The following is a 22191-nucleotide window of genomic DNA, read 5'->3' on the forward strand; positions in this document are numbered from 1 at the left end:
AATGCGAATATTTGTTTACGGCAGTTTACGACGCAAGCAAGGTAACAGCCACTGGATGACTAACGCCCAGTGGCTGGGCTACCATACACAGGTTGACTATGTGCTCTACAGTCTCGGCCATTATCCGGGTGCAGTGCCGGGTGAGGGAAACGTACAAGGCGAAGTCTACCGTATTGATGCCTCTACACTTGCTGAACTGGATGCCCTGCGCACCAAAGGCGGCGAGTATAAGCGTCAGCTCATTCAGACAGATTACGGCAGCGCCTGGATGTACGTATATCAGCGTCCGGTGGAGAAATTAACCCGTATCGATAGCGGTAACTGGCTGGATAAAGATCGCTATTAAGCACTCTTTGAGGCTGAAAAAAACATAAAAAAACACCGCTCTCAGGCGGTGTTTTCACATACTGCGAAGTTAAAGCAGCATTATTTCTTTTGCGCGCGCTCGAAGGAAGCAACGATTTCCGCTTTCGCAGCTTCGGCGTTGTCCCAGCCTTCAACTTTCACCCATTTGCCTTTCTCAAGCGCCTTATACTGCTCGAAGAAGTGGGAAATCTGCGCTTTCAGCAGCTCTGGCAGGTCGTTCACATCTTTGATGTGATCGTATTCTTTGCTCAGTTTGGTGTGCGGAACCGCAACCAGCTTGGCATCTTCACCGGCTTCGTCGGTCATTTTCAGTACGCCCACCGGGCGGCAACGAATCACAGAACCTGGCTGAAGCGGGTACGGCGTTGGGACTAGCACGTCAACCGGGTCACCGTCTAAAGACAGGGTGTGGTTGATGTAACCGTAGTTGCACGGATAGAACATTGCGGTAGACATGAAACGGTCAACGAACAGCGCGCCGGTGTCTTTATCAATTTCATATTTGATAGGGTCAGCGTTCGCCGGGATTTCGATAACAACGTAGATGTCTTCTGGCAGATCTTTGCCCGCAGGGACGTTGAGTAAGCTCATGTCTGTTTCCTTTAAACTGGTGTCATTCAAGTGCCCGGTATTATAGCCAACTGGCTTTAAATGTCCTGAAATCTTTTCTTGCGGATCACCCATCTGGCCCATTTTCAGAACGCTCCGGCGGTAAGATTATCCATAAAGGCAGGTGCTTTATTTATAAATTAGTGTAACCGGTTACAACTCAGGGAACCGATGCTTTTCGGATATAAAAAAATCTTTATGTTTCACGCCTGATGTAATCTCCGCATCAATAGCCTTTCAGCGGTATCAGCTCTGACAAGGGCATTAACATTTTCGTTACTTCTTCGAATTGTGATGTAACTCATTATGTTACATCTCAGGTCGGCTATAGTTTCCCGCGAAGGCCAGATTTTAACCAACAATAACCCTACGAGGATGCACCTATGTGGAAGCGCTTACTTTTGGTCTCTGCAGTCTCCGCAGCAATGTCGTCTATGGCCATTGCTGCTCCATTAACCGTTGGCTTTTCGCAGGTAGGTTCTGAATCCGGCTGGCGCGCGGCAGAAACTTCAGTTGCAAAGAGCGAGGCCGAGAAACGTGGTATCACGCTGAAAATCGCTGACGGACAGCAAAAACAGGAAAACCAGATTAAAGCCGTACGCTCGTTTATCGCCCAGGGCGTGGACGCTATCTTTATTGCGCCAATCGTCGCCACGGGCTGGGAGCCGGTGCTCCAGGAAGCAAAAGAAGCCAAAATTCCGGTCTTCCTGCTCGACCGTAATATCGACGTTAAGGATAAATCGCTCTACATGACCGTTGTCACCGCCAACAACGTGCTGGAAGGTCAGTTGATTGGCGAATGGCTGCTAAAAGAGCTGAACGGCAAACAATGTAACGTGGTTGAGCTGCAGGGCACGGTAGGCGCGAGCGTGGCTATCGATCGTAAGAAAGGCTTTGCCGATGCTATCTCCAAAGCTTCTAACGTGAAAATCATTCGTTCTCAGTCCGGCGATTTTACCCGCAGTAAAGGTAAAGAAGTCATGGAAAGCTTTATCAAAGCTGAGAACAACGGCAAAAATATCTGCATGGTTTACGCGCATAACGACGACATGGTGATCGGCGCCATCCAGGCCATTAAAGAGGCGGGTCTGAAGCCGGGTAAAGATATCCTCACCGGTTCCATTGACGGCGTGCCGGATATCTACAAAGCGATGATGGACGGCGAAGCAAACGCCAGCGTAGAACTGACGCCAAACATGGCAGGGCCTGCGTTTGACGCGCTTGAGAAATTCAAAAAAGACGGCACCATGCCGGAAAAAGTAACCATCACCAAATCTACCCTTTACCTGCCGGATACGGCTAAAGAAGAGTTAGAGAAGAAAAAATCAATGGGTTATTAAGCTGTATTGATTGCGCCTCTCTTATGGGAGGCGTGCTGTATGTAGGGCGGATAAGCGTAGCGTCATCCGCCATTCAGAGCGCACTCCACCGTGAATGGCACAGGTGGATGGCGCTGTTGCCTATCCACCCTACAGCTGTACTTTGGCGGGAGTTCGTCGATGAACACAAACAATCAGGAAATTCTGCGCACGGAGGGCCTGAGTAAGTTTTTTCCGGGGGTTAAGGCGCTCGATAAAGTGGACTTTAGCTTACGGCGCGGAGAAATCATGGCGCTGCTCGGTGAAAACGGCGCCGGGAAATCAACGTTAATCAAAGCGCTGACCGGCGTTTACCAGCGTGACAGCGGCAATATTTATCTGGAAGGCGAGTCTGTTTCGCCAAAAAATACCGCCGATGCCCAGCGGCTCGGCATCGGTACGGTTTACCAGGAAGTGAATTTACTGCCCAATATGTCAGTGGCGGACAATCTGTTTATTGGCCGCGAGCCGCGCCGTTTTGGCCTGCTGCGCCGTAAAGAAATGGAAAAGCGCGCCGCTGCGCTGATGGAATCTTATGGCTTCTCGCTGGACGTAGCCGAACCGCTCAACCGTTATTCCGTGGCGATGCAGCAGATTGTCGCCATCTGCCGCGCCATCGATCTGTCAGCTAAGGTGCTGATCCTTGATGAGCCTACCGCCAGCCTCGACACCAAAGAAGTTGAAATGCTCTTTACCCTGATGCGGCAACTGCGCGATCAGGGCGTCAGTTTGATCTTCGTCACCCATTTCCTCGATCAGGTTTATGAGGTAAGCGACAGGATCACGGTGCTGCGTAACGGGACATTTGTGGGCACCCGTGAGACAAAAGAGCTGCCGCAGATCGATCTGGTGAAGATGATGCTGGGCCGCGAGCTGGACACGGATGCGTTGCAGCGCGCCGGACGTACGTTGCTGAGTGAAAAACCTGTCGCAGCGTTTAAAAATTTTGGCAAGAAGGGCGTTATCAATCCGTTCGATCTTGAGGTGCGGCCAGGCGAAATCGTCGGGCTTGCCGGATTGCTGGGATCGGGAAGAACCGAAACCGCAGAAGTAATTTTTGGCATTAAGCCCGCCGACAGCGGCAGCGCGACGATCAAAGGCAAACCGCAAACGCTGCGTTCGCCGCATAAAGCCTCGTCTCTGGGCATCGGCTTCTGCCCGGAAGATCGCAAAACCGACGGGATTATTGCCGCCGCTTCGGTACGTGAAAATATTATCCTGGCATTACAGGCGCAACGCGGCTGGCTGCGGCCTATTCCTAAGCGTGAGCAGTATCAGATAGCCGAGCGGTTTATCCGCCAGCTTGGTATCCGCACGCCGGGTCCCGACCAGCCGATTGAATTTCTCTCCGGCGGCAATCAGCAAAAAGTCCTGCTTTCGCGCTGGCTGCTGACTAAACCGCAGTTCCTGATCCTCGATGAGCCAACGCGAGGCATCGACGTAGGCGCGCACGCGGAAATTATCCGCCTGATAGAAACGCTCTGCGCCGACGGTCTGGCGCTGCTGGTTATCTCCTCTGAACTGGAGGAACTGGTAGGTTACGCGGATCGCGTGGTGATCATGCGCGACCGACAGCAGGTAGCGGAGATCCCGCTCGAAGAGCTCTCCGTTTCGGCCATTATGAATGCCATTGCGGCATAAGGAGTAACACGTGATGTCTCGTTCATTGCCGCAAACCGAGGTGCCGAAGCCAAAGCGCAGCTTCCGCTGGCCGCCCGGTATTCCGCAGTTAATCGCGCTGGTGCTGGTCTTGCTGGTCGACAGCCTGGTCGCCAACCATTTCTTTAATATCGTCGTGCAGGACGGGCGTCTGTTCGGCAGCCCAATCGACATCCTGAACCGCGCGGCGCCGGTCGCGCTGCTGGCCATCGGCATGACGCTGGTCATCGCAACCGGTGGCATCGATCTGTCCGTGGGTGCAGTGATGGCGATTGCCGGGGCGACGGCCGCCACGCTCACGGTGGAGGGCCACAGCCTGAGCGTTGTGCTGCTGGCTTCGCTCGGCGTTGGCATCCTGGCAGGATTGTGGAACGGCATCCTGGTCGCCATTCTGAAAATCCAGCCCTTCGTGGCGACTTTGATCCTGATGGTGGCCGGGCGCGGCGTGGCGCAGCTTATTACAACCGGGCAAATCGTCACCTTTAACTCACCCAGCCTGTCGTTTCTCGGCAGCGGCTCGCTGTTCTTCTTCCCGACGCCGGTCATTATTGCCATCGCTACGCTGATTGTTTTCTGGTTGTTTACCCGCAAAACGGCGCTTGGCCTGTTTATCGAATCCGTAGGGATTAATATTCGCGCCGCCAAAAACGCTGGGGTGAATACACGTATCGTTGTGATGCTGACCTATGTACTGAGCGGCGTGTGCGCGGCAATTGCCGGGATCATCGTCACGGCAGATATACGCGGGGCCGATGCGAATAACGCCGGGCTGTGGCTGGAGCTGGACGCCATTCTCGCGGTGGTTATCGGCGGCGGTTCGCTGATGGGCGGGCGTTTTAATATTGCGCTGTCCGTGGTTGGCGCGCTGATTATCCAGGGGATGAATACCGGCATTCTGCTCTCCGGTTTTCCGCCTGAACTTAACCAGGTTGTGAAAGCCGTCGTGGTGATGTGCGTGCTGATCGTGCAGTCGCCGCGTTTTATTGCTTTGCTCAAAGGACTTCGCCGCGATGATCAAACGTAACCTCCCGTTGATGATAACCCTGGCGGTATTCGTGCTGGGTTATCTGTATTGCCTGACGCAGTTTCCCGGCTTCGCCTCAACAAGGGTGATTTGCAATATCCTGACCGATAATGCTTTCCTGGGAATTATCGCCGTCGGCATGACCTTCGTTATTCTTTCCGGCGGCATCGATCTCTCGGTTGGCTCGGTGATCGCCTTTACCGGCGTGTTCCTCGCCAAAGCAATCGGCTTTTGGGGATTGTCGCCGCTCGTCGCTTTCCCGCTGGTGCTGGCGATGGGCTGTGCGTTTGGCGCGTTTATGGGCTGGCTTATCGACGCGCTGAAAATTCCGGCCTTTATCATTACGCTTGCCGGCATGTTCTTCCTGCGCGGCGTCAGCTATCTGGTTTCTGAGGAGTCGATTCCCATTAACCATCCGATCTACGAAACGCTTTCCAGCCTCGCCTGGCATATTCCCGGCGGTGGACGCCTGAGCGCCATGGGGCTGCTGATGCTGGCCGTGGTGGTGATTGGTATCTTCCTTGCCCATCGTACCCGTTTCGGGAATCAGGTTTACGCCATCGGCGGCAGCGCAACCTCGGCTAACCTGATGGGTATCTCGACGCGCAGCACAACCGTGCGCATCTATATGCTTTCCACCGGGCTTGCAACGCTCGCGGGTATTGTCTTCTCGCTCTACACCTCCGCAGGCTACGCGCTGGCGGGTATGGGCGTTGAGCTGGATGCCATTGCTTCCGTGGTTATCGGCGGTACGCTGCTGAGCGGCGGGGTGGGCACCGTGCTGGGCACGTTGTTTGGCGTGGCGATTCAGGGGCTGATCCAGACCTATATCAATTTCGATGGCACGCTCAGCTCCTGGTGGACAAAAATCGCCATCGGCATTTTGTTGTTTATTTTTATCGCCTTACAGCGTGGGCTAACGGTGCTGTGGGAAAATCGCCAGAGCTCGCCTGTTAAACGTATTAGCGTTACTGCAACCCGGCCGTAACATATTGAATTAACAAAAAACGTCTAAACTTTCCCCGGTGACTGCCGATAACCTCCGCACGAGTTATTAAATGACTTAAGTCACCGGGAAGAGAAGCATGTTAAGAAATCTGTCGATTCGTACGGGTCTGCTAACGTTACTGGCAGTGATGACATTTCTGCTGTTGGTCGTCAGCGGTATTGGTATTTTTGCGTTGCAACAAAGCTCCAGTTCGCTCGAAAAAGTAAACCGTCTGCAGGGTGAACAGATGGTGCGTCTGACCGACGGCTATACCTCCCTGCTGCGCGCCCGCAACGAAGCCGGACAGGCGGTACGCCAGATGGAAATCGGCATGCTGGAAGATGCGGCGAAGTCGACCAGCACCGTTATCGGCGAAGCCACTCACGGTCAGCAGGAAATTAAAGCCTTCATTGACAGCGGCGTGGACAATGAAGAGGGTAACCAGCTTGTCAAAAACCTGGCGCAGACTTATGCCGATTATCTTGCCAAAGGCATTACGCCGATGGTGGCTGCGCTGAACAAGCAAAGCCCGGATGACTATTACGATTTGCTGGAAAATGGCCTGATCCCGCTGTCGCAGAAGTTTGATACCGACGTACAGATCTTCCACCTGTGGGGCGAACAGCGCGGCAACGACGAAGTGGCTGCTATCCAGAAGCAGAAGAAAATTGTCCTCACGCTTATCGTTATTGCGGCGCTATTGACGGCGGGCATTATCGTGCTGGTGTGGCTTGCCCTGCGCCATCTGCTGCTGAAACCGCTTAATGAATCCATCGAACAGCTGGAGTATGTGGCGGAAGGTGATTTAACGCGTGAGCTGCAGGTTGCGGGTAACAATGAGTTTGGCCGCCTGGCTAGCGCCATTGCCGCGATGCGCAACTCTCTGACCGAGTCGGTGGGCCGCGTTCGTGACGCCAGTTCACAGATTGATACCGGCAGCCGGGAGCTGGCGGCGGGTAATCAGAATCTCTCTCAGCGTACCGAATCGACCGCCACTTCCCTCGAGCAAACCGCCGCCAGCATGGAGCAGATCACCGCGACGGTGAAACAAAACGCCGACAACGCCGAACAGGCGCACAAGCTTGCGAAGGATGTCTCCGATACCGCCGATCGCGGCAGCGAAATGGTGTGCTACGTTATCGAAAAAATGCGTGATATCGCCACCAGCTCCGATCGTATCGCCGATATTTTAAGCGCTATTGACGGCATCGCTTTCCAGACCAATATCCTGGCGTTGAACGCCTCGGTAGAAGCCGCGCGTGCCGGTGAACAGGGCCGCGGCTTTGCTGTTGTGGCCGGCGAGGTGCGTATTCTGGCAAGCCGCAGCGCCGACGCGGCAAAAGAAATCCGTACCTTGATATCTGATTCACAAAATCACGTCGGCGAAGGCCGTGATCTTGCCCAGCAGGCGGGCGAAACCATGGATGAGATTGCCGAAGAAGTGACGCGCATGACTAAACTGATGCGCCAGATTGCCAGCGCGTCTAACGAGCAGAGTCACGGTATTGAACAGGTGAATATTGCGGTAAGCCAGATGGATGAAGCAGCACAGCAGAATGCGGCCCTGGTGCAGCAGTCCTCGGCTGCGACTCGTTCGCTGGAGGAGCAGTCTCAGCAGCTCGTTGCGGCAATGGCGTCGTTCAGATGCTAAATGGCGGATGACGCTGCGCTTATCCGCCCTACAAACTCATCGATCTGTAGGGCGGACGGGCAGCGCGCCCGCCACCGTAGCGAAAATAGTTAAGCGTCCGGGAACTCGCGAATAAAGCGTTCCACGTCTTCTACCATATGCTCGTTGCCAACAAAGAACGGGCGGCGCTGGTGCAGAGATTCCGGAATAATATCCAGGATGCGCTCTTTACCATCGCTTGCTTTACCGCCTGCCTGCTCGGCCAGGAAGGCCATGGGATTGCCTTCATACAGCAGACGCAGTTTTCCTTCCGGGTGGCTGGCGGTGCTTGGATACAGATAAATCCCGCCTTTGAGCAGGTTGCGGTGGAAATCCGCGACCAGCGAGCCAATGTAGCGCGAGGTGTAAGGGCGCTGCGTTGAGTTGTCTTCTTCCTGACAGAACTTAATGTATTTTTTCACGCCGTTCGGGAAACGAATGTAATTGCCTTCGTTAATGGAATAGGTATTGCCCTTTTCCGGGAAACGCATGCGCTCCTGACACAGGCAGAACACGCCCAGCGACGGGTCGTAAGTAAAAGCGTGAACCCCGCAGCCGGTGGTATAAACCAGCATGGTGGAGGAACCGTAAACCACGTAACCTGCGGCAACCTGCTTGTTACCCGGCTGAAGGAAATCCGCCTCGGTAACAGGGGAGCCAACCGGCGTGATGCGACGATAGATAGAGAAAATAGTGCCGACGGAGACGTTGACATCAATGTTAGATGAGCCATCGAGCGGGTCCATTAACACGACGTATTTGGCATGCTCTTCTCCTTCGAAAACGACAATCTCATCTTCTTCTTCGGAGGCGATACCCGCTACCATTCCCCGGGCCTTCAGTGCTGCTTTCAGTTTTTCATTCGCGAACAGATCGAGCTTTTGCTGCACCTCGCCCTGCACGTTTTCAGCGCCGCTGGCCCCCAGGATATCGACCAGTCCGGCCTTATTGATATCGCGGTGGATGATCTTGGCGCCCAGCTTTATCGCCGACAGTAAAGCAGTGAGCTCGCCGGTTGCGTGGGGAAACTCGTGCTGCTTCTCGACAATAAATTCACCTAACGTTTTCATAAACACTTTCCCTGCATGTTTCAGTTGGATAAAGCGGTTGCAACAATCTTAACAAACTTTCAAATCTTAGCGCACAGGTGAATCGCGCCAGCAAAATACGGAATTTCCTGAATTGCGTTTATTCACCGCGGTACATGCGGGTAGAATGTGCGCCAAACAGAGAAAGGATAGTTTTGTATGCGCATTCATATTCTAGGGATTTGTGGCACTTTTATGGGCGGTCTGGCTATGCTTGCCCGATCGCTTGGCCACGAAGTAACCGGCTCGGACGCCAATGTCTACCCGCCGATGAGCACCTTGCTCGAAGAACAGGGCATCTCCCTGATTCAGGGCTATGACGCAGGCCAGCTCGATCCGCCGCCGGATTTAGCGATCGTTGGCAATGCCATGACCCGAGGCAATCCATGCGTGGAAGCGGTGCTTGAAAAAAACATTCCGTACATGTCCGGCCCGCAGTGGCTGCATGATTTCGTCCTGCGCGACCGCTGGGTTATCGCAGTGGCAGGTACACACGGTAAAACCACCACCGCCGGAATGGTAACGTGGATCCTTGAAGCCTGTGGCTACAGGCCCGGTTTTGTGATTGGCGGCGTACCGGGGAACTTCGACGTTTCCGCGCGCCTGGGCGACAGCCCGTTCTTCGTGATTGAAGCCGACGAATATGACTGTGCGTTCTTCGACAAGCGTTCCAAATTCGTGCATTACTGCCCGCGCACGCTGATCCTCAATAACCTTGAGTTCGATCACGCGGATATTTTCGACGATCTGAAAGCGATTCAGAAACAATTCCACCATCTGGTGCGCATCGTACCGGGACAGGGCAAAATCATCTGGCCTGAAAACGACGCCAACATTAAACAAACCATGGCGATGGGCTGCTGGAGTGAACAGGAGCTGGTGGGCGAGCAGGGCCACTGGCAGGCGAAAAAGCTCAGTCAGGACGCCTCTCATTGGGAGGTTTATCTGGATGGTGAGCGCGTCGGGGAAGTGAACTGGCAACTGGTGGGCGAACACAACATGCATAACGGCCTGATGGCGATAGCCGCCGCTCGTCATGTGGGTGTTGCTCCGGCAGATGCAGCTCAGGCGCTGGATAGTTTCATCAATGCCCGCCGACGCCTGGAACTGCGCGGTGAAGCGAATGGCGTAACGGTTTACGACGATTTCGCCCATCATCCAACCGCGATCCTGGCGACGCTTGCGGCGCTGCGCGGCAAAGTGGGCGGCACCGCACGCATTCTTGCCGTGCTTGAACCGCGCTCCAACACCATGAAAATGGGCCACAGTAAAGACGATCTCGCACCGTCTTTAGGCCGGGCGGACGAAGTTTTCCTGCTGCAACCGCCGCATATTCCGTGGCAGGTTGTGGAAGTGGCGGAGGCCTGCGTACAGCCCGCTCATTGTAGCGCGGACGTGGATACGCTGGTGGACATGATTGTCAAAACCGCGCAGCCGGGCGATCACATCCTGGTGATGAGCAACGGTGGTTTCGGTGGAATTCATCAGAAGCTGCTTGACGCGCTGGCAAAAAAAGCCGGGCAGGGCGAATAAATGTAAGTGCTATCCGCCAATAATTAAGGCCCGCAAGCGGGCCTTAATTATTGGCGACAAAGTTCCGAAAAAGGTGGTTTTCGGATCTTTGAGGCACACCAGAAGTTCTTATTCATTGCTTTTAAAAGCACCGGGTAAATTCCTTTAACGCCACGGGGCCTTATCAGCATTTCCGGGCCCGCTTGCGGGCCTTAATTTATTACTCCTGGTTTTCGGCCAGCTCACGCAGATAAGAAAAAATCTGCCGGTAAGATTTCGGCGGCTTGTTGGCCGCTTTTTCTTTCTGAGCATTACGGATCAGCACGCGTAGCTGCTGGCGGTCTGCATCCGGATAAAGCCTCAGCACTTCGCTCATCGCCTCGTCGCCTTCTTCAACCAGACGGTCGCGCAGCGCTTCAAGCTTATGGAACAGCGCAACCTGCTGGTTGTGGCGGTTTTTCAGCTTATCCAGCGCCTGGCGGATAGGGTCCATGTCGCGCGAACGCATCATTTTACCAATCAACTGCACCTGACGGCGGCGGCCTTCTTTTTTGATTTTCTGCGCAAGTTCAACGGCGGCGCGCAAATCGTCATCCAGCGGGATTTTGTCGAGCGCGTTTTTGCCCAACTCCATCAGCTCCATGCCGAGGCGTTTTAGCTCTTCGGCATCACGTTTAATTTCGCTTTTACTGACCCAGATAATCTCATCATCTTCGTCTTCATTTTCGTTATCGGGTACGTCATCGAGCCAGTCATCGGGCTGCTTAGTCATAGTAGGCTCCTTAAAAAAAGTGGCTAATTCTACCAGTAAAGCCTGTGCACTGCGAAATTGTTCTGATCCTGTTAGACTGAATTAACTCAGCAGACATTATGGCAGTCGCGATGAAAGTAAACACGCAGGTAGCACAACAACGTAAGATCCTCGAGCAGGCGGTTTCTCAGGCGCTGGAGCTGGCTTCCGCGCTATCCGATGGTGCAGAAGTCGCCGTCAGCAAAACCACGGGTATCGGCGTCAGCACCCGCTACGGTGAGGTAGAAAACGTTGAATTTAATAGCGATGGTGCGCTAGGCATCACCGTTTATCATCAACAACGCAAAGGCAGCGCTTCAACGACTGATTTAAGTCCGGACGCCGTCGCGCGTACCGTTCAGGCGGCGCTGGATATCGCCCGTTACACCTCTCCCGATCCGTTTGCGGGCGTGGCAGAAAAAGAATTGCTGGCCTTTAGCGCGCCGGATTTAGACCTTTACCACCCGGTTGAAATGGACGCCGATCGCGCCATTGAACTGGCCGCGCGTGCGGAAAATGCCTCGCTGAACGTGGACAAACGTATCACTAATACCGAAGGCGGCAGCTTCAACAGCCATTACGGCATCAAAGTTTTTGGCAACAGCCACGGCATGCTGCAAAGTTACTGTTCGACGCGCCACTCGCTATCCAGCTGCGTTATCGCCGAAGTTAACGGTGAAATGGAGCGCGATTACGCTTATACCATCGGCCGCGCAATTGAAGATCTTGAAAGCCCTGAGTGGGTCGGTGCCGAGTGCGCGCGTCGCACCTTAGCGCGCCTTTCTCCACGTAAACTTTCCACCATGAAAGCGCCGGTCATCTTTGCCGCCGAAGTGGCGACGGGCCTGTTTGGGCACCTGGTCGGTGCTATCGCGGGCGGTGCGGTTTATCGCAAATCTACCTTCCTGCTCGACTACCTTGGCAAACAGGTTCTGCCGGAATGGCTGACCATTGAGGAGCATCCGCACCTGCTAAAAGGCCTGGCTTCAACGCCGTTTGACAGCGAAGGCGTGCGTACGGAGCGCCGTGACATCATCAAAGACGGCATTCTGCAACAGTGGCTGCTGACCAACTATTCCGCACGCAAACTGGGCCTGCAAAGCACCGGTCATGCGGGCGGCATCCATAACTGGCGCATTGAAGGGCGTGGCCTGGACTTTGACGGCATGCTCAAAGAAATGGGCACCGGTCTGGTCGTTACCGAGCTGATGGGTCAGGGCGTCAGCGGCATTACCGGAGATTATTCTCGCGGCGCGTCCGGCTTCTGGGTCGAAAACGGTGAGATTCAGTATCCGGTGAGCGAAATCACCATCGCCGGAAACTTAAAAGATATGTGGCGTGATATTGTCACCGTAGGCAGCGATATTGAGAAGCGCAGTAATATTCAGTGTGGTTCTGTACTGTTACCGGAGATGAAAATCGCCGGTCAATAAGGCGATTATGGGTGCGTTCTGCCGCACCCAATTTAATAAAATAATAAGGTGATTTATGCGTAAGCAATTGATTGCAATGTTGGCAGTATCGTCCGTGTTATTTACTACCGCAAGCCTGGCGGCTGACGTCGGCGACGATATGGATACCATCGCGGAAAACTACAAAACCGTGATGAAAACCGATGACGCGGCGGAGTTAAAAACCGCATTAAATAACATGCGTACCGCAGCGCTTGATGCGCAGAAAGGCACGCCGCCAAAGCTTGAAGACAAAGCGGCAGACAGCGCAGAGATGAAAGATTATCGCCACGGTCTGGATATTCTGGTTGGGCAAATCGACGGTGCGCTGAAGCTTGCAAATGAAGGCAGGGTAAAAGAAGCGCAGACTGCTGCCGAAGCGTTTAAAGGCACACGCAATACCTACCATAAGAAGTATCGCTAAGTAGATGTATATGGCGGATGCCGCGAGTTTATCCGCCATATATGCAAAACGATCGCGGTTTAAACACCATCCGCCGCCCTCCAGCAAGAGTAACATCAATACGGTTTTTGCCGCCCAGACCTGCAACATAGCGCTACTTTGCGGGACGTCTCGCCACAGATATGTTTGTATATAGAAGTTAAAAAATCACCCCGAAAGCCATATCTTCTGCCTGACTCGTGCGGGCTGATTAAATTTTTAGCAGCAAGCTTTATCTTCTCAAAACACCCATAAGTCCCGTCAGTAACTTCCCCTAAACCGTCCTTGCTTCACAATTTTGGTTAAAAACTCTCGCTGCCCGGTGCGGCACTGGTTTGCCAATCACGTGACACGTATCACATTAACATGGTGAATTATCACGATCCGGTCGCTTTTTGTGGAACAGATCGCTAATGCCGCCGCTATTTCCACTTCGAAGTGGAAAACTACTCGCTACAAACTGCTATCCCCGCCCGCTACCTTAAAGCCATATCAGTAAACGAGGTACGTAGGGTGAATAACGGAGCGGTAAAGGTTAATGAAGTCGGGAGTACTGAAGCCACGGAGCTGACGGAAAAGGTGCAGGCGTTTATCAATGCGCTGCTGAAGACCCGCAATATCACGCCGAACGCGGTGCAGGAGCAAATGCTGACTTCCCACGTTCGCGCCATGGCGCATCGTTCGTTGACCGGTGAACCGCTGCCAGAAGTCGAGGAGAGCCTGTTTGATGAGATCTCTGCCGACTCACTGGAAATGGCGAAACAGGTGGTAGAGCAGTTTGGCAACCTGCCGATTGAGGAAGCGTGGCTGTTATCGGTGCATTTCGAAGTAGCGAAAGACAATCTTTGAACAATCAGGAGATTCAAATGGAACAAATTACCGTAGTAATTGGCGACCGCCTGGGCAAAGGCCAGAAAGTCGCGGCAGGGATCGAAAAAGCGGGTGGCCGCGCGGTGGTCATTCCTGGTGTGGCCGCCGACATGAAGCTGGGCGACGTAATGAAGGCTGAAAATGCCGCCTTTGGGATTTCCTTTTGCGGCAGCGGCGGGGCAGGTGCCATCACCGCGCAGACTAAACATGGTTACAAAGCCAAATATGGTATGCGCTCTGTGGATGAAGGCGTTACCGCAATCAACGAAGGCAACAACGTTTTAGGTTTTGGCTTTATGGATAAAGAAGAGCTGGGCGAACGCCTGGTGCAGGCCTGGAACAAGAAGTACGGCAGTTGAGTATGAAAGAACACTTCTCCGATACGGTGAGAGTAAGCGGGCGCGGCGATACCAAAGCCAAAGCCTTTGCCGACGCCCTGAACCAGGTTCAGGGTACGGTGCTTAAATCCTCACCTTACATATTACTGCGTATTGAGCCACAGGATGTACAGGTTGTTCAGGCGCAGGTAAAGGTGAAGAAAGAAGCCTTTTTGTTCTTCTTTCTGCGCCGGGAGCGTCGGACGTTCAGCGTGGAGCTGGATGTCATCGTTAACGTGACGGCAATCAATCTCGATAAAGTGGATTTCGTCGCGCATTAAAATCACACAGAAAGGACAGACTGATGTTCTTAATAATATTAATAAAATCGCTCATCATCGGGGGGCTCGTCGGCGTAGGTGTTGGCGCCGGAGCTGCACGCATGCTTCACGCGCCAACCACTCAGGGAATGGGCGCTTTTCGTACACTCGGCGAGCTTAACTCCTGTGAAGGTGATCCGGCTTCGCACTTCTCCTTTGGATTAGGGTTCTTCTTCAACGCATGGGCTTCCTCCGTTGCGGCGGGTGCTTTTACTCAGGACGTCGATCACCGCATTATCCCGAACTGGGGTGCTGCCGCGCTGATGGTGAAAAATCGCAACGTCGCTGAAACCCTGCACGATCCGAAAAAGATGGCCATCGCTTGTGGTCTTATCGGCATGGTCGTCGTTGCGTTTCTTAACAGTACCGCTTCCGCCGTACCGGCAGCGCTGCAGGTTACCGCCGTTAAGGTACTGGTCCCTGCCGCAAACCTGCTGGTGAACACCGTCATGCCGGTTATCTTCTGGCTGGCGGCGATTGATGCCGGTAAGAAATCAGGCTTCTGGGCCACCATTTTTGGCGGCTGCGCGCAGTTGATTATGGGTAACGCCGTACCGGGACTGGTGCTGGGCATCCTGATTGGTAAAGGCGTGGAAGAGAGCGGCTGGCACCGCGTCACCAAAGTGATGATGACCGCCATCGTCGCGCTGTTCGTGCTGAGCGCCTTCTTCCGCGGTTTCGACATGAAAATGATCGAATCCTTCCATCTGACCGTGCCGAACTGGCTGGATCTGATTCATAACTCCCTGAGCGGAAAATAACGGAGCCTGCAATGGAAGAGAATAAAGGGTTTTGGTATGCCGACTGGTCGTTCCCGATTTTTGTTGGCCTGCTTTCTTCCGGCGTGTTCGCCGGGACACATATGTATTACCTGTACGGTATCGGGGCGTTTAACGAAGTAGCATTTGTCTCCATGCTGCGCGCCGGGATTGATACCGGTGTTTATGGCGCGGTAGCGGCATTCGGTGCCAGCTTCCTGTTTGCCCGTATTATTGAAGGTTCGTTGGTGGGGATTCTGGACATCGGCGGCGCGATTCAAACCGGCGTCGGGCTGGGCGTTCCTGCCCTGCTGTTAGGTGCGGGCTTCGTCTTCCCGGTTGCCAACTTTGCCGCCTCTCTGGCGACGGGGCTGGTGCTTGGCCTGGCCATTGGCTACCTGATTATCCTTGCGCGTAAATTCACCATCAACCAGAGCGACTCCACCTACGGTGCGGACGTGATGATGGGCGCGGGTAACGCTTCGGGCCGCTTCCTTGGGCCGTTGATTATTCTGAGCGCCATGACCGCTTCGATACCGATTGGCGTTGGCTCACTGGTTGGTGCTTTGCTGTTTTACCTCTGGGGCAAACCAATTACCGGCGGCGCGATTCTGGGGGCGATGATTTTAGGGGCCATTTTCCCGGTCGCTTTGTAAGACTAAACGGCGGCGGATGGCGCGTTGCTTATCCGCCCTACGAATCGATACGTAGGGCGGGTATGCGAAGCGCTATCCACCAACAAAGGAGTAAACCATGTTCGATTTAATCCTGCGCCAGGCGCGCCTGGTGGACGGTACGGTTATCGATATCGCACTCAAAGACGGCAAAATTGCCGCGCTGGGCGAGGTAACCGGCGAGGCGCATGAGGTACGGGCGCTAAACGGCAAGTATTACCTCAGCGCAGGCTGGATTGATTCCCACGTTCACTGTTATCCAAAATCCCCGATTTATCACGATGAGCCAGACAGCATTGGCATCAATACCGGCGTAACAACCGTTGTGGATGCGGGGAGCACCGGCGCGGATGATATCGATGAGTTTTACGAGATAACCCGCAAGGCGGCAACGGATGTTTATGCGTTGCTGAACATTTCCCGCGTGGGGCTTATCGCCCAGAACGAACTGTCGGATATGGCGAATATCGACAAAGTCGCCGTGCGCGATGCGGTGAAGCGCAACCCCGGTTTTATCGTTGGAATTAAAGCGCGCATGAGCAGCAGCGTGGTGGGTGCCAACGGCATCAAACCTCTTGAGCGCGCTAAAGAAATACAGCGCGAAAACGGCGAGTTACCCTTGATGGTGCACATTGGTAATAACCCACCTAATCTGGATGAAATTGCCGATTTGCTGACCAGCGGCGATATCATCACTCACTGCTACAACGGCAAACCGAACCGCATTCTCACGCCTGCGGGCGAACTGCGTACTTCTATTGCCAGCGCTATTCAGCGCGGCGTGCGCCTTGATGTAGGCCACGGTACTGCCAGCTTCAGCTTTGAAGTCGCAAAAATCGCCATCAAACAGGGCATTTTCCCGCACACCATCAGCTCGGATATTTACTGCCGCAACCGCATTAACGGGCCGGTGCACAGCCTGGGGGCGGTGATGTCTAAATTCCTCTCCATCGGGCTTTCTCTGCCGCAGGTGATTGACTGCGTTACCGCTAATGCGGCAGACGGCCTGCGCCTGAAACACAAGGGGCGTTTGTCCGTTGGGCTGGATGCCGATCTGACTATTTTTGAATTACGCCGCCAGCCGACGGTGTTCACGGATTCCGAACAGCAAACGCTCACGGGCGAGCTGTTGCTGGCGCCGCTTGCCGCCGTACGCGCCGGAAAGTGGTTTACTACCGAACAAGGAAAAGCAGAACATGTCTTCGATTTATGAGAAATACAATTTAAAACAGGTGATTAACGCCTCAGGCCGCATGACCGCGCTGGGTGTTTCCACGCCTCGTCCGGAAGTCGTGGACGCGGTCACTACCGGCATGAATCACTATTTTGAAATGAAAGATCTGGTGAACAAGACCGGTGAGTACATCGCCAGACTGCTGGAGGTGGAAGCGGCGACCGTGGTGTCCTGCGCGTCTTCCGGTATTGCCCAATCCGTTGCGGCGGTGCTGGTAAAAGACAACGCCTGGCTGATTGAAAACCTGCACGCAGCGCCGCTTGATAACAACGAAATCGTATTGCCAAAAGGCCATAACGTGAACTTTGGCGCCCCGGTTGGCACGATGGTGAACCTTGGCGGCGGCAAAGTTGTGGAGGCGGGATATGCGAACGAATGTTCCGCAGACCAGCTCGCAGCGGCGATTTCCCCGCGCACGGCCGCGATTTTGTATATCAAATCCCACCACTCGGTGCAGAAAAGCATGCTCAGCGTTGAGCAGGCGGTCGTTGTGGCGCGTAAATACAACCTGCCGCTGATTGTTGATGCCGCAGCCGAAGAAGATTTGCAGTGCTACTACCGCGCAGGCGCGGATCTGGTGATTTACAGCGGCGCGAAGGCCATAGAAGGTCCAACCAGCGGGTTGGTTATCGGCAAAGAGCAGTATGTGGAGTGGGTGAAGTTGCAAACCGGCGGTATTGGCCGCGCGATGAAAGTAGGCAAAGAGGGCATTCTTGGCCTGACCTGCGCCATTGAACGCTATCTCACCGCTGAAAAAGAGACGGGTGAGCAGATGGTGCAGAAAATGACGCCGTTTATCGACAGTCTCAACACGCTGAATGGCGTAAGCGCCCGCGTAGTATGGGATGCGGCAGGCCGTGACATTGCCCGCACTGAAATTAAGTTTGATGAAGCCACCATCGGCACCAGCACAGGCGAACTGGTGAGCGCGCTTAAACAGGGCGAATACGCGATCTATTTCCGTGGCTACAAGGCTAACGAAGGAATTATCGAAGCCGACGTGCGTAGCGTCAGCCCGCAGCAGCTTGAGATTATTTATCGCTGCATCAAAGCAAATATCAGCAAGGAGAAGCAGGCATGAAACTGACCCCAAACTTTTACCGCGATCGCGTGTGTCTGAACGTGCTGGCCGGTTCGAAAGAGAATGCCAAAGAGATTTACGCCGCGGCGCAGGGCCATGTGCTGGTAGGCGTGCTTTCTAAAAATTATCCGGATGTGGCAAGCGCGGTTGCAGATATGCGTGATTATGCGGCGCTTATCGAAAATGCGCTTTCCGTAGGCCTTGGCGCGGGCGATCCAAATCAGTCGGCAATGGTGAGCGAAATCTCCCGTCAGGTACAGCCGCAGCACGTAAACCAGGTCTTTACCGGCGTGGGTACTTCCCGCGCGCTGCTGGGGCAAAACGAAACCGTGGTTAACGGCCTGGTTTCCCCTACGGGTACCGTCGGTATGGTAAAAATCTCCACCGGGCCGCTGAGTTCAGCGGCGCCCGACGGTATCGTACCGGTTGAAACCGCCATTAAGTTGCTGAAAGATATGGGTGGTAGCTCCATCAAATATTTCCCGATGGGCGGACTGAAATGCCGTGATGAATTTAAAGCGGTAGCCGAGGCCTGCGCGAAGCATGATTTCTGGCTGGAACCGACCGGCGGTATCGATCTGGATAATTACGAAGAAATTTTGCAGATTGCGTTGGATGCGGGCGTGAGTAAAGTTATCCCGCACATTTACAGTTCAATTATTGATAAAGCGACCGGCAATACGCGTCCGGAAGATGTACGTACGCTGCTGCAAATGACGAAGAAACTGGTCGGGTAATATTCTGCCTTTATCCCCCTTCTGAAAGGGAGGGGTCAAACAACAATGAGGATCTTCAATGCCTGTAACACGTAATCTCCTTATTGCTTCACTGGCGATGGTTGCCGGAACGGCCGCCGCCCAGCAGTTCGCCTGGGTTAGCACCTACAATCCGAACGGCGAGGGCGTATACCGCTTTCAGGTCGATGCGAAAACCGGGGCGTTGAGCAGCAAAACGCTGGTTAATGAACTGCCGAACGCTGCGCAGTTAACCGCTTCAAAAGATGGAAAAACGTTGTATGTGGCGAGTGAAGCGGAGAAAGGCGTTATTGCGGCCTTGCGCGTTGAAGAGAATGGCAACCTCACGGAACTAAACCAGGTTTCCTCCGGCGGCGCAGGGCCCGTTTATTTGTCGCTTACGCCAGATGGCCGCCATCTGCTGGTTGCCAACTATATCAGCGGCACCATCGCTATATTACCGGTGAAAGAAGACGGCAGCCTGGGCGAAGCCAGCGACACCAGACAGGATGAAGGCCAGCCAGGTGCTGCGAAACCGGAGGCCGCCGTCGAAGGCAGCTTTGCGGTAAGCGATCATAACGGCCCGCATGCGCATATGATCGGCACCGATCCGAGCGGGAAGTTCGTCTTTTCCACGGATCTCGGTCTGGATCGCATCTATCAGTACCGTTTAGATAATGAGACCGGCAAACTTACGCCAAACGATCCGCCGTTTATCACCGCTTCCTCTCAAGGCGCGGGCCCGCGTCACTTTGTGTTTACGCCCGCAGGTGACGGCTTGTGGTTGATTAACGAAGAGTCCTCTACGCTTACTCATTATCAACTTGATACGGCCAAAGGTACTTTAACCGCAGGCAAAACCGTTTCCGCGTTGCCGAAAGGTTACAAAGGAACAAGCTTTGCGGCGGGCTTAGTACTGAGCCACGACGGTAAGCAGCTTTACGTCGCTAACCGTTTGCACAACAGCATCGCGCACTTCACCGTGTCGGCAAACGGCACGCTGACGCATCAGGACGATATCTGGACACGGGGTGATTACCCGCGCACGTTAACGCTCGACAGCAATGGCAAATATCTTTACGCCATGAATCAGCGCAGCGACAACATCACCCGTTTTAGCGTTGCGCCGCAGGACGGTAAGCTGACCTTTATTGAGGATTACGTGGCGGTAGGAAGCCCATCGCAATTAATTTTTACGCCTGCGAAATAGCCGTGGCGGGCACCTCTGTGCGCCCGCTTAATGAAAGGAAACAGCTGTGAGATTCCCAAACCTTCGTCTGGCCCAGCTTTTTGAGATGCTGCAAAACGAGACGCTGCCCCAGGATGAACTGGCGCGGCGTTTATCGGTTTCTACACGCACTGTGCGGACCGATATCACCGCGTTGAATGCTTTAATAGCCGGGTATGGCGCACAGTTTATTTTGAATCGCGGCGCGGGTTATCAGCTCAGGATCGATGACGCGGCTCGCTATCAGGAATTTGTACTGCTGCCGTCTCGCCAGTTGCGCGTTCCGCGTACTTCGCCAGAACGAGTGCATTATCTGGTGGTGCGTTTTCTGACTTCCGCCTTTTCGCTCAAGCTGGAAGACCTGGCTGAAGAGTGGTTTGTCAGCCGGGCAACGTTACAAAGCGATATGGCGGAGGTCCGCGAATGGTTTAACCGTTATAACCTGACGATAGAAACCCGTCCCCGCCACGGTATGAAGCTATTTGGCAGCGAAACGGCAATACGGGCATGCCTGACAGATTTACTCTGGCAGCTTATGCAGGAAGACAGTGACAATCCTCTGCTGAGCGAAGAAGCGCTTAATGGAGACGTCCGGGAACAGTTAGCGACGGATCTGCACGACTGTTTTACCCGCTGCCGCATTCGTCTGACGGACGAGGGCGAACAGTTTATTCATCTGTATTGCGCCGTGGCGGTACGACGTATCAGCGAAGGCTATCCCCTGGCGGAGTTTAACGCAGCCGACGTGGATGATGCCATACGCGAAGCCGCACGCCAGATTACCGCGCTGCTTCAAAAGTTTGCAGGCAAACCGCTTTCCGAAGCGGAGGAGCTGTGGCTGCAGGTGCATATTGCCGCGCGTCAGGTTCAGGAAGTGGCGCCCAGCGCCATCAGCGCCGACGATGACGAAGCGCTGGTGAACTACATTCTGCGCTATATCAATAAGCACTATAATTACAATTTGCTGACGGATAGCCAGCTGCATGCCGACCTGCTCACGCATATCAAAACGATGATCACCCGCGTGCGCTATCAGATAAATATTCCTAACCCGCTGCTTTCCAACATTAAACAACACTACCCGATGGCCTACGATATGACGCTGGCGGCGGTATCAAGCTGGGGGAAATATACTCCGTATGCAATCAGTGAAAACGAAATTGGTTTCCTGGTGCTGCATATTGGCGTGGGGCTGGAAAGACATTACAACATCGGCTATCAGCGCCATCCGCGAGCGTTGCTGGTCTGCGATACCGGCAACTCCACGGTACGGATGATTCAGGCGATGTTGCTGCGCAAGTACCCGCAAATCGAGGTGAAGCGCATTATTTCGCTGCGTGACTATGAACAGCTTGAAAGCATCGACGAGGATTTTGTTATCTCCACCGCGCGGGTAAACGAGAAAGAAAAGCCAGTCGTAACGATGGCGCCCTTCCCGACGGAATATCAGCTCGAACAGCTTGGAAAGCTGGTGCTGGTAGACCGTACCCGCCCTTACATGCTGGCGAAATATTTCGATGAAAGCCATTTTATGGTGGTTGATGAGCCTATATCCCAGCAGCAGCTATTTAGCTCCCTTTGTGAGCAGCTTGAGCGGGAAGGCTATGTTGGCAAGGATTTTTATCCGTCGGTTATGGAGCGAGAGGCGATTGTCAGCACTATGCTGGGCGAGGGCATAGCGCTTCCTCACTCGCTGGGTTTAATGGCCGATAAAACCGTCGTCTACACCGTGCTGGCACCAAAGGGAATTAGCTGGGGCGAGGAGACGGCGCACGTAATTTTCCTGCTGGCGATCAGTAAACGTGAATACGAAGAAGCGATGGCGATCTATGATTTATTCGTCACCTTCCTGCGCGAAAGGGCAACGCCAAGGCTCAGAGAAAGCAAAACTTTTCAGGGATTTAAAACGGTGGCGATGGACTGCTTAAGTCGTTTTTGAGCGGATAAGAAAATGCCCTT

At 54.0% G+C, this 22191-nt stretch carries 22 protein-coding genes; 19 read left to right on the forward strand and 3 right to left on the reverse strand.

Annotation, left to right across the window (positions count from 1 at the left end):
• Position 1: 1 nt before the first annotated feature.
• Positions 2-346, forward strand: coding sequence for a gamma-glutamylcyclotransferase family protein (locus E2L00_RS08720; RefSeq protein WP_167609940.1), 345 nt, complete (start codon positions 2-4; stop codon positions 344-346).
• Positions 347-426: 80 nt separating this feature from the next.
• Here E2L00_RS08720 and ppa read toward each other — a convergent pair whose 3' ends face one another.
• Positions 427-957, reverse strand: a complete 531-nt coding sequence (gene ppa, locus E2L00_RS08725) for an inorganic diphosphatase (RefSeq protein ID WP_167609943.1) — start codon at positions 955-957, stop codon at positions 427-429.
• 401 nt (positions 958-1358) lie between these two features.
• Here ppa and ytfQ point away from each other — a divergent pair, with 401 nt between their 5' ends.
• The 5 genes from ytfQ (at position 1359) to E2L00_RS08750 (ending at position 7655) form a co-directional block, all read left to right on the forward strand.
• The gene (ytfQ, locus tag E2L00_RS08730; RefSeq protein ID WP_167609946.1) at positions 1359-2315 is read left to right on the forward strand and encodes a galactofuranose ABC transporter, galactofuranose-binding protein YtfQ; all 957 of its coding nucleotides are present in this window, start codon (positions 1359-1361) and stop codon (positions 2313-2315) included.
• Between the two features lie 159 nt (positions 2316-2474).
• Positions 2475-3974 (forward strand): galactofuranose ABC transporter, ATP-binding protein YtfR, encoded by a 1500-nt coding sequence (gene ytfR, locus E2L00_RS08735; RefSeq protein WP_167609949.1) that lies wholly within the window; start codon positions 2475-2477, stop codon positions 3972-3974.
• Between the two features lie 10 nt (positions 3975-3984).
• Positions 3985-5016: a galactofuranose ABC transporter, ATP-binding protein YtfT gene (gene ytfT, locus E2L00_RS08740; protein ID WP_167609952.1), complete on the forward strand. Its 1032-nt coding sequence runs from the start codon at positions 3985-3987 to the stop codon at positions 5014-5016.
• Positions 5003-6004 carry a galactofuranose ABC transporter, permease protein YjfF gene (gene yjfF, locus E2L00_RS08745; RefSeq protein WP_167609955.1) on the forward strand — a complete coding sequence of 334 codons (1002 nt, stop codon included), beginning with the start codon at positions 5003-5005 and terminating at the stop codon, positions 6002-6004. Before ytfT ends, yjfF begins: the two co-directional genes overlap by 14 nt.
• A 97-nt stretch (positions 6005-6101) precedes the next feature.
• Positions 6102-7655 carry a methyl-accepting chemotaxis protein gene (locus E2L00_RS08750; protein WP_167609958.1) on the forward strand — a complete coding sequence of 518 codons (1554 nt, stop codon included), beginning with the start codon at positions 6102-6104 and terminating at the stop codon, positions 7653-7655.
• Positions 7656-7744: 89 nt separating this feature from the next.
• Here E2L00_RS08750 and fbp read toward each other — a convergent pair whose 3' ends face one another.
• Positions 7745-8743 carry a class 1 fructose-bisphosphatase gene (gene fbp / locus E2L00_RS08755; RefSeq protein WP_167609961.1) on the reverse strand — a complete coding sequence of 333 codons (999 nt, stop codon included), beginning with the start codon at positions 8741-8743 and terminating at the stop codon, positions 7745-7747.
• Between the two features lie 177 nt (positions 8744-8920).
• On the opposite strand from fbp, the gene mpl reads away from it, so the two are divergent.
• The gene (mpl, locus tag E2L00_RS08760; protein WP_167609964.1) at positions 8921-10294 is read left to right on the forward strand and encodes a UDP-N-acetylmuramate:L-alanyl-gamma-D-glutamyl-meso-diaminopimelate ligase; all 1374 of its coding nucleotides are present in this window, start codon (positions 8921-8923) and stop codon (positions 10292-10294) included.
• Between the two features lie 199 nt (positions 10295-10493).
• Here the strand turns inward: mpl and yjgA are convergent, their stop codons facing one another.
• Positions 10494-11045: a ribosome biogenesis factor YjgA gene (gene yjgA / locus E2L00_RS08765; protein WP_167609967.1), complete on the reverse strand. Its 552-nt coding sequence runs from the start codon at positions 11043-11045 to the stop codon at positions 10494-10496.
• A 98-nt stretch (positions 11046-11143) separates the two neighbouring features.
• Between yjgA and pmbA the strand changes: the two genes are divergently transcribed.
• The 12 genes from pmbA (at position 11144) to E2L00_RS08825 (ending at position 22171) form a co-directional block, all read left to right on the forward strand.
• Entirely contained in the window at positions 11144-12496 is a 1353-nt protein-coding gene (gene pmbA / locus E2L00_RS08770; protein WP_167609970.1) for a metalloprotease PmbA, read from the forward strand.
• A gap of 55 nt (positions 12497-12551) precedes the next feature.
• Positions 12552-12938: a cytochrome b562 gene (gene cybC / locus E2L00_RS08775; RefSeq protein WP_167609973.1), complete on the forward strand. Its 387-nt coding sequence runs from the start codon at positions 12552-12554 to the stop codon at positions 12936-12938.
• Between the two features lie 531 nt (positions 12939-13469).
• On the forward strand, positions 13470-13805 hold the full coding sequence (locus tag E2L00_RS08780) for a glycine dehydrogenase (RefSeq protein ID WP_167609976.1): 336 nt from the start codon (positions 13470-13472) through the stop codon (positions 13803-13805).
• Between the two features lie 17 nt (positions 13806-13822).
• Positions 13823-14185 carry an SFCGS family glycine-rich protein gene (locus E2L00_RS08785; protein WP_121267746.1) on the forward strand — a complete coding sequence of 121 codons (363 nt, stop codon included), beginning with the start codon at positions 13823-13825 and terminating at the stop codon, positions 14183-14185.
• Positions 14186-14187: 2 nt separating this feature from the next.
• The gene (locus E2L00_RS08790; RefSeq protein WP_167610761.1) at positions 14188-14484 is read left to right on the forward strand and encodes a DUF4312 family protein; all 297 of its coding nucleotides are present in this window, start codon (positions 14188-14190) and stop codon (positions 14482-14484) included.
• Between the two features lie 23 nt (positions 14485-14507).
• The gene (locus tag E2L00_RS08795; protein WP_167609979.1) at positions 14508-15284 is read left to right on the forward strand and encodes a DUF4311 domain-containing protein; all 777 of its coding nucleotides are present in this window, start codon (positions 14508-14510) and stop codon (positions 15282-15284) included.
• Positions 15285-15295: 11 nt separating this feature from the next.
• Positions 15296-15937 (forward strand): DUF4310 family protein, encoded by a 642-nt coding sequence (locus E2L00_RS08800; protein WP_167609981.1) that lies wholly within the window; start codon positions 15296-15298, stop codon positions 15935-15937.
• 97 nt (positions 15938-16034) lie between these two features.
• The gene (locus E2L00_RS08805) at positions 16035-17168 is read left to right on the forward strand and encodes an amidohydrolase/deacetylase family metallohydrolase (RefSeq protein WP_167609984.1); all 1134 of its coding nucleotides are present in this window, start codon (positions 16035-16037) and stop codon (positions 17166-17168) included.
• Positions 17152-18270: a DgaE family pyridoxal phosphate-dependent ammonia lyase gene (locus E2L00_RS08810; protein WP_167609987.1), complete on the forward strand. Its 1119-nt coding sequence runs from the start codon at positions 17152-17154 to the stop codon at positions 18268-18270. The genes E2L00_RS08805 and E2L00_RS08810 overlap by 17 nt, the downstream gene beginning before the upstream one ends.
• On the forward strand, positions 18267-19007 hold the full coding sequence (dagF, locus tag E2L00_RS08815) for a 2-dehydro-3-deoxy-phosphogluconate aldolase (protein WP_167609991.1): 741 nt from the start codon (positions 18267-18269) through the stop codon (positions 19005-19007). Before E2L00_RS08810 ends, dagF begins: the two co-directional genes overlap by 4 nt.
• A gap of 58 nt (positions 19008-19065) precedes the next feature.
• On the forward strand, positions 19066-20214 hold the full coding sequence (locus E2L00_RS08820) for a lactonase family protein (protein ID WP_167609993.1): 1149 nt from the start codon (positions 19066-19068) through the stop codon (positions 20212-20214).
• A gap of 46 nt (positions 20215-20260) precedes the next feature.
• The gene (locus E2L00_RS08825; protein WP_167609996.1) at positions 20261-22171 is read left to right on the forward strand and encodes a PRD domain-containing protein; all 1911 of its coding nucleotides are present in this window, start codon (positions 20261-20263) and stop codon (positions 22169-22171) included.
• Positions 22172-22191: the final 20 nt, after the last annotated feature.

It is taken from the genome of Cedecea colo, from assembly GCF_011808225.1.
Classification (GTDB): Bacteria; Pseudomonadota; Gammaproteobacteria; order Enterobacterales; family Enterobacteriaceae; genus Dryocola; species Dryocola colo.

What these genes read in the sequence shown, in the direction of transcription:
- E2L00_RS08720 (WP_167609940.1), top strand. Translation starts at nt 2, where the DNA reads ATGCGAATATTTGTTTACGGCAGTTTACGACGCAAGCAAGGTAACAGC.
- dagF (WP_167609991.1), top strand. Translation starts at nt 18,267, where the DNA reads ATGAAACTGACCCCAAACTTTTACCGCGATCGCGTGTGTCTGAACGTG.
- cybC (WP_167609973.1), top strand. Translation starts at nt 12,552, where the DNA reads ATGCGTAAGCAATTGATTGCAATGTTGGCAGTATCGTCCGTGTTATTT.
- yjfF (WP_167609955.1), top strand. Translation starts at nt 5,003, where the DNA reads ATGATCAAACGTAACCTCCCGTTGATGATAACCCTGGCGGTATTCGTG.
- E2L00_RS08785 (WP_121267746.1), top strand. Translation starts at nt 13,823, where the DNA reads ATGGAACAAATTACCGTAGTAATTGGCGACCGCCTGGGCAAAGGCCAG.
- ytfQ (WP_167609946.1), top strand. Translation starts at nt 1,359, where the DNA reads ATGTGGAAGCGCTTACTTTTGGTCTCTGCAGTCTCCGCAGCAATGTCG.
- E2L00_RS08820 (WP_167609993.1), top strand. Translation starts at nt 19,066, where the DNA reads ATGCCTGTAACACGTAATCTCCTTATTGCTTCACTGGCGATGGTTGCC.
- E2L00_RS08795 (WP_167609979.1), top strand. Translation starts at nt 14,508, where the DNA reads ATGTTCTTAATAATATTAATAAAATCGCTCATCATCGGGGGGCTCGTC.
- E2L00_RS08800 (WP_167609981.1), top strand. Translation starts at nt 15,296, where the DNA reads ATGGAAGAGAATAAAGGGTTTTGGTATGCCGACTGGTCGTTCCCGATT.
- ppa (WP_167609943.1), bottom strand. Translation starts at nt 957, where the DNA reads ATGAGCTTACTCAACGTCCCTGCGGGCAAAGATCTGCCAGAAGACATC.
- pmbA (WP_167609970.1), top strand. Translation starts at nt 11,144, where the DNA reads ATGGCAGTCGCGATGAAAGTAAACACGCAGGTAGCACAACAACGTAAG.
- E2L00_RS08750 (WP_167609958.1), top strand. Translation starts at nt 6,102, where the DNA reads ATGTTAAGAAATCTGTCGATTCGTACGGGTCTGCTAACGTTACTGGCA.
- ytfR (WP_167609949.1), top strand. Translation starts at nt 2,475, where the DNA reads ATGAACACAAACAATCAGGAAATTCTGCGCACGGAGGGCCTGAGTAAG.
- E2L00_RS08805 (WP_167609984.1), top strand. Translation starts at nt 16,035, where the DNA reads ATGTTCGATTTAATCCTGCGCCAGGCGCGCCTGGTGGACGGTACGGTT.
- fbp (WP_167609961.1), bottom strand. Translation starts at nt 8,743, where the DNA reads ATGAAAACGTTAGGTGAATTTATTGTCGAGAAGCAGCACGAGTTTCCC.
- mpl (WP_167609964.1), top strand. Translation starts at nt 8,921, where the DNA reads ATGCGCATTCATATTCTAGGGATTTGTGGCACTTTTATGGGCGGTCTG.
- yjgA (WP_167609967.1), bottom strand. Translation starts at nt 11,045, where the DNA reads ATGACTAAGCAGCCCGATGACTGGCTCGATGACGTACCCGATAACGAA.
- E2L00_RS08790 (WP_167610761.1), top strand. Translation starts at nt 14,188, where the DNA reads ATGAAAGAACACTTCTCCGATACGGTGAGAGTAAGCGGGCGCGGCGAT.
- E2L00_RS08810 (WP_167609987.1), top strand. Translation starts at nt 17,152, where the DNA reads ATGTCTTCGATTTATGAGAAATACAATTTAAAACAGGTGATTAACGCC.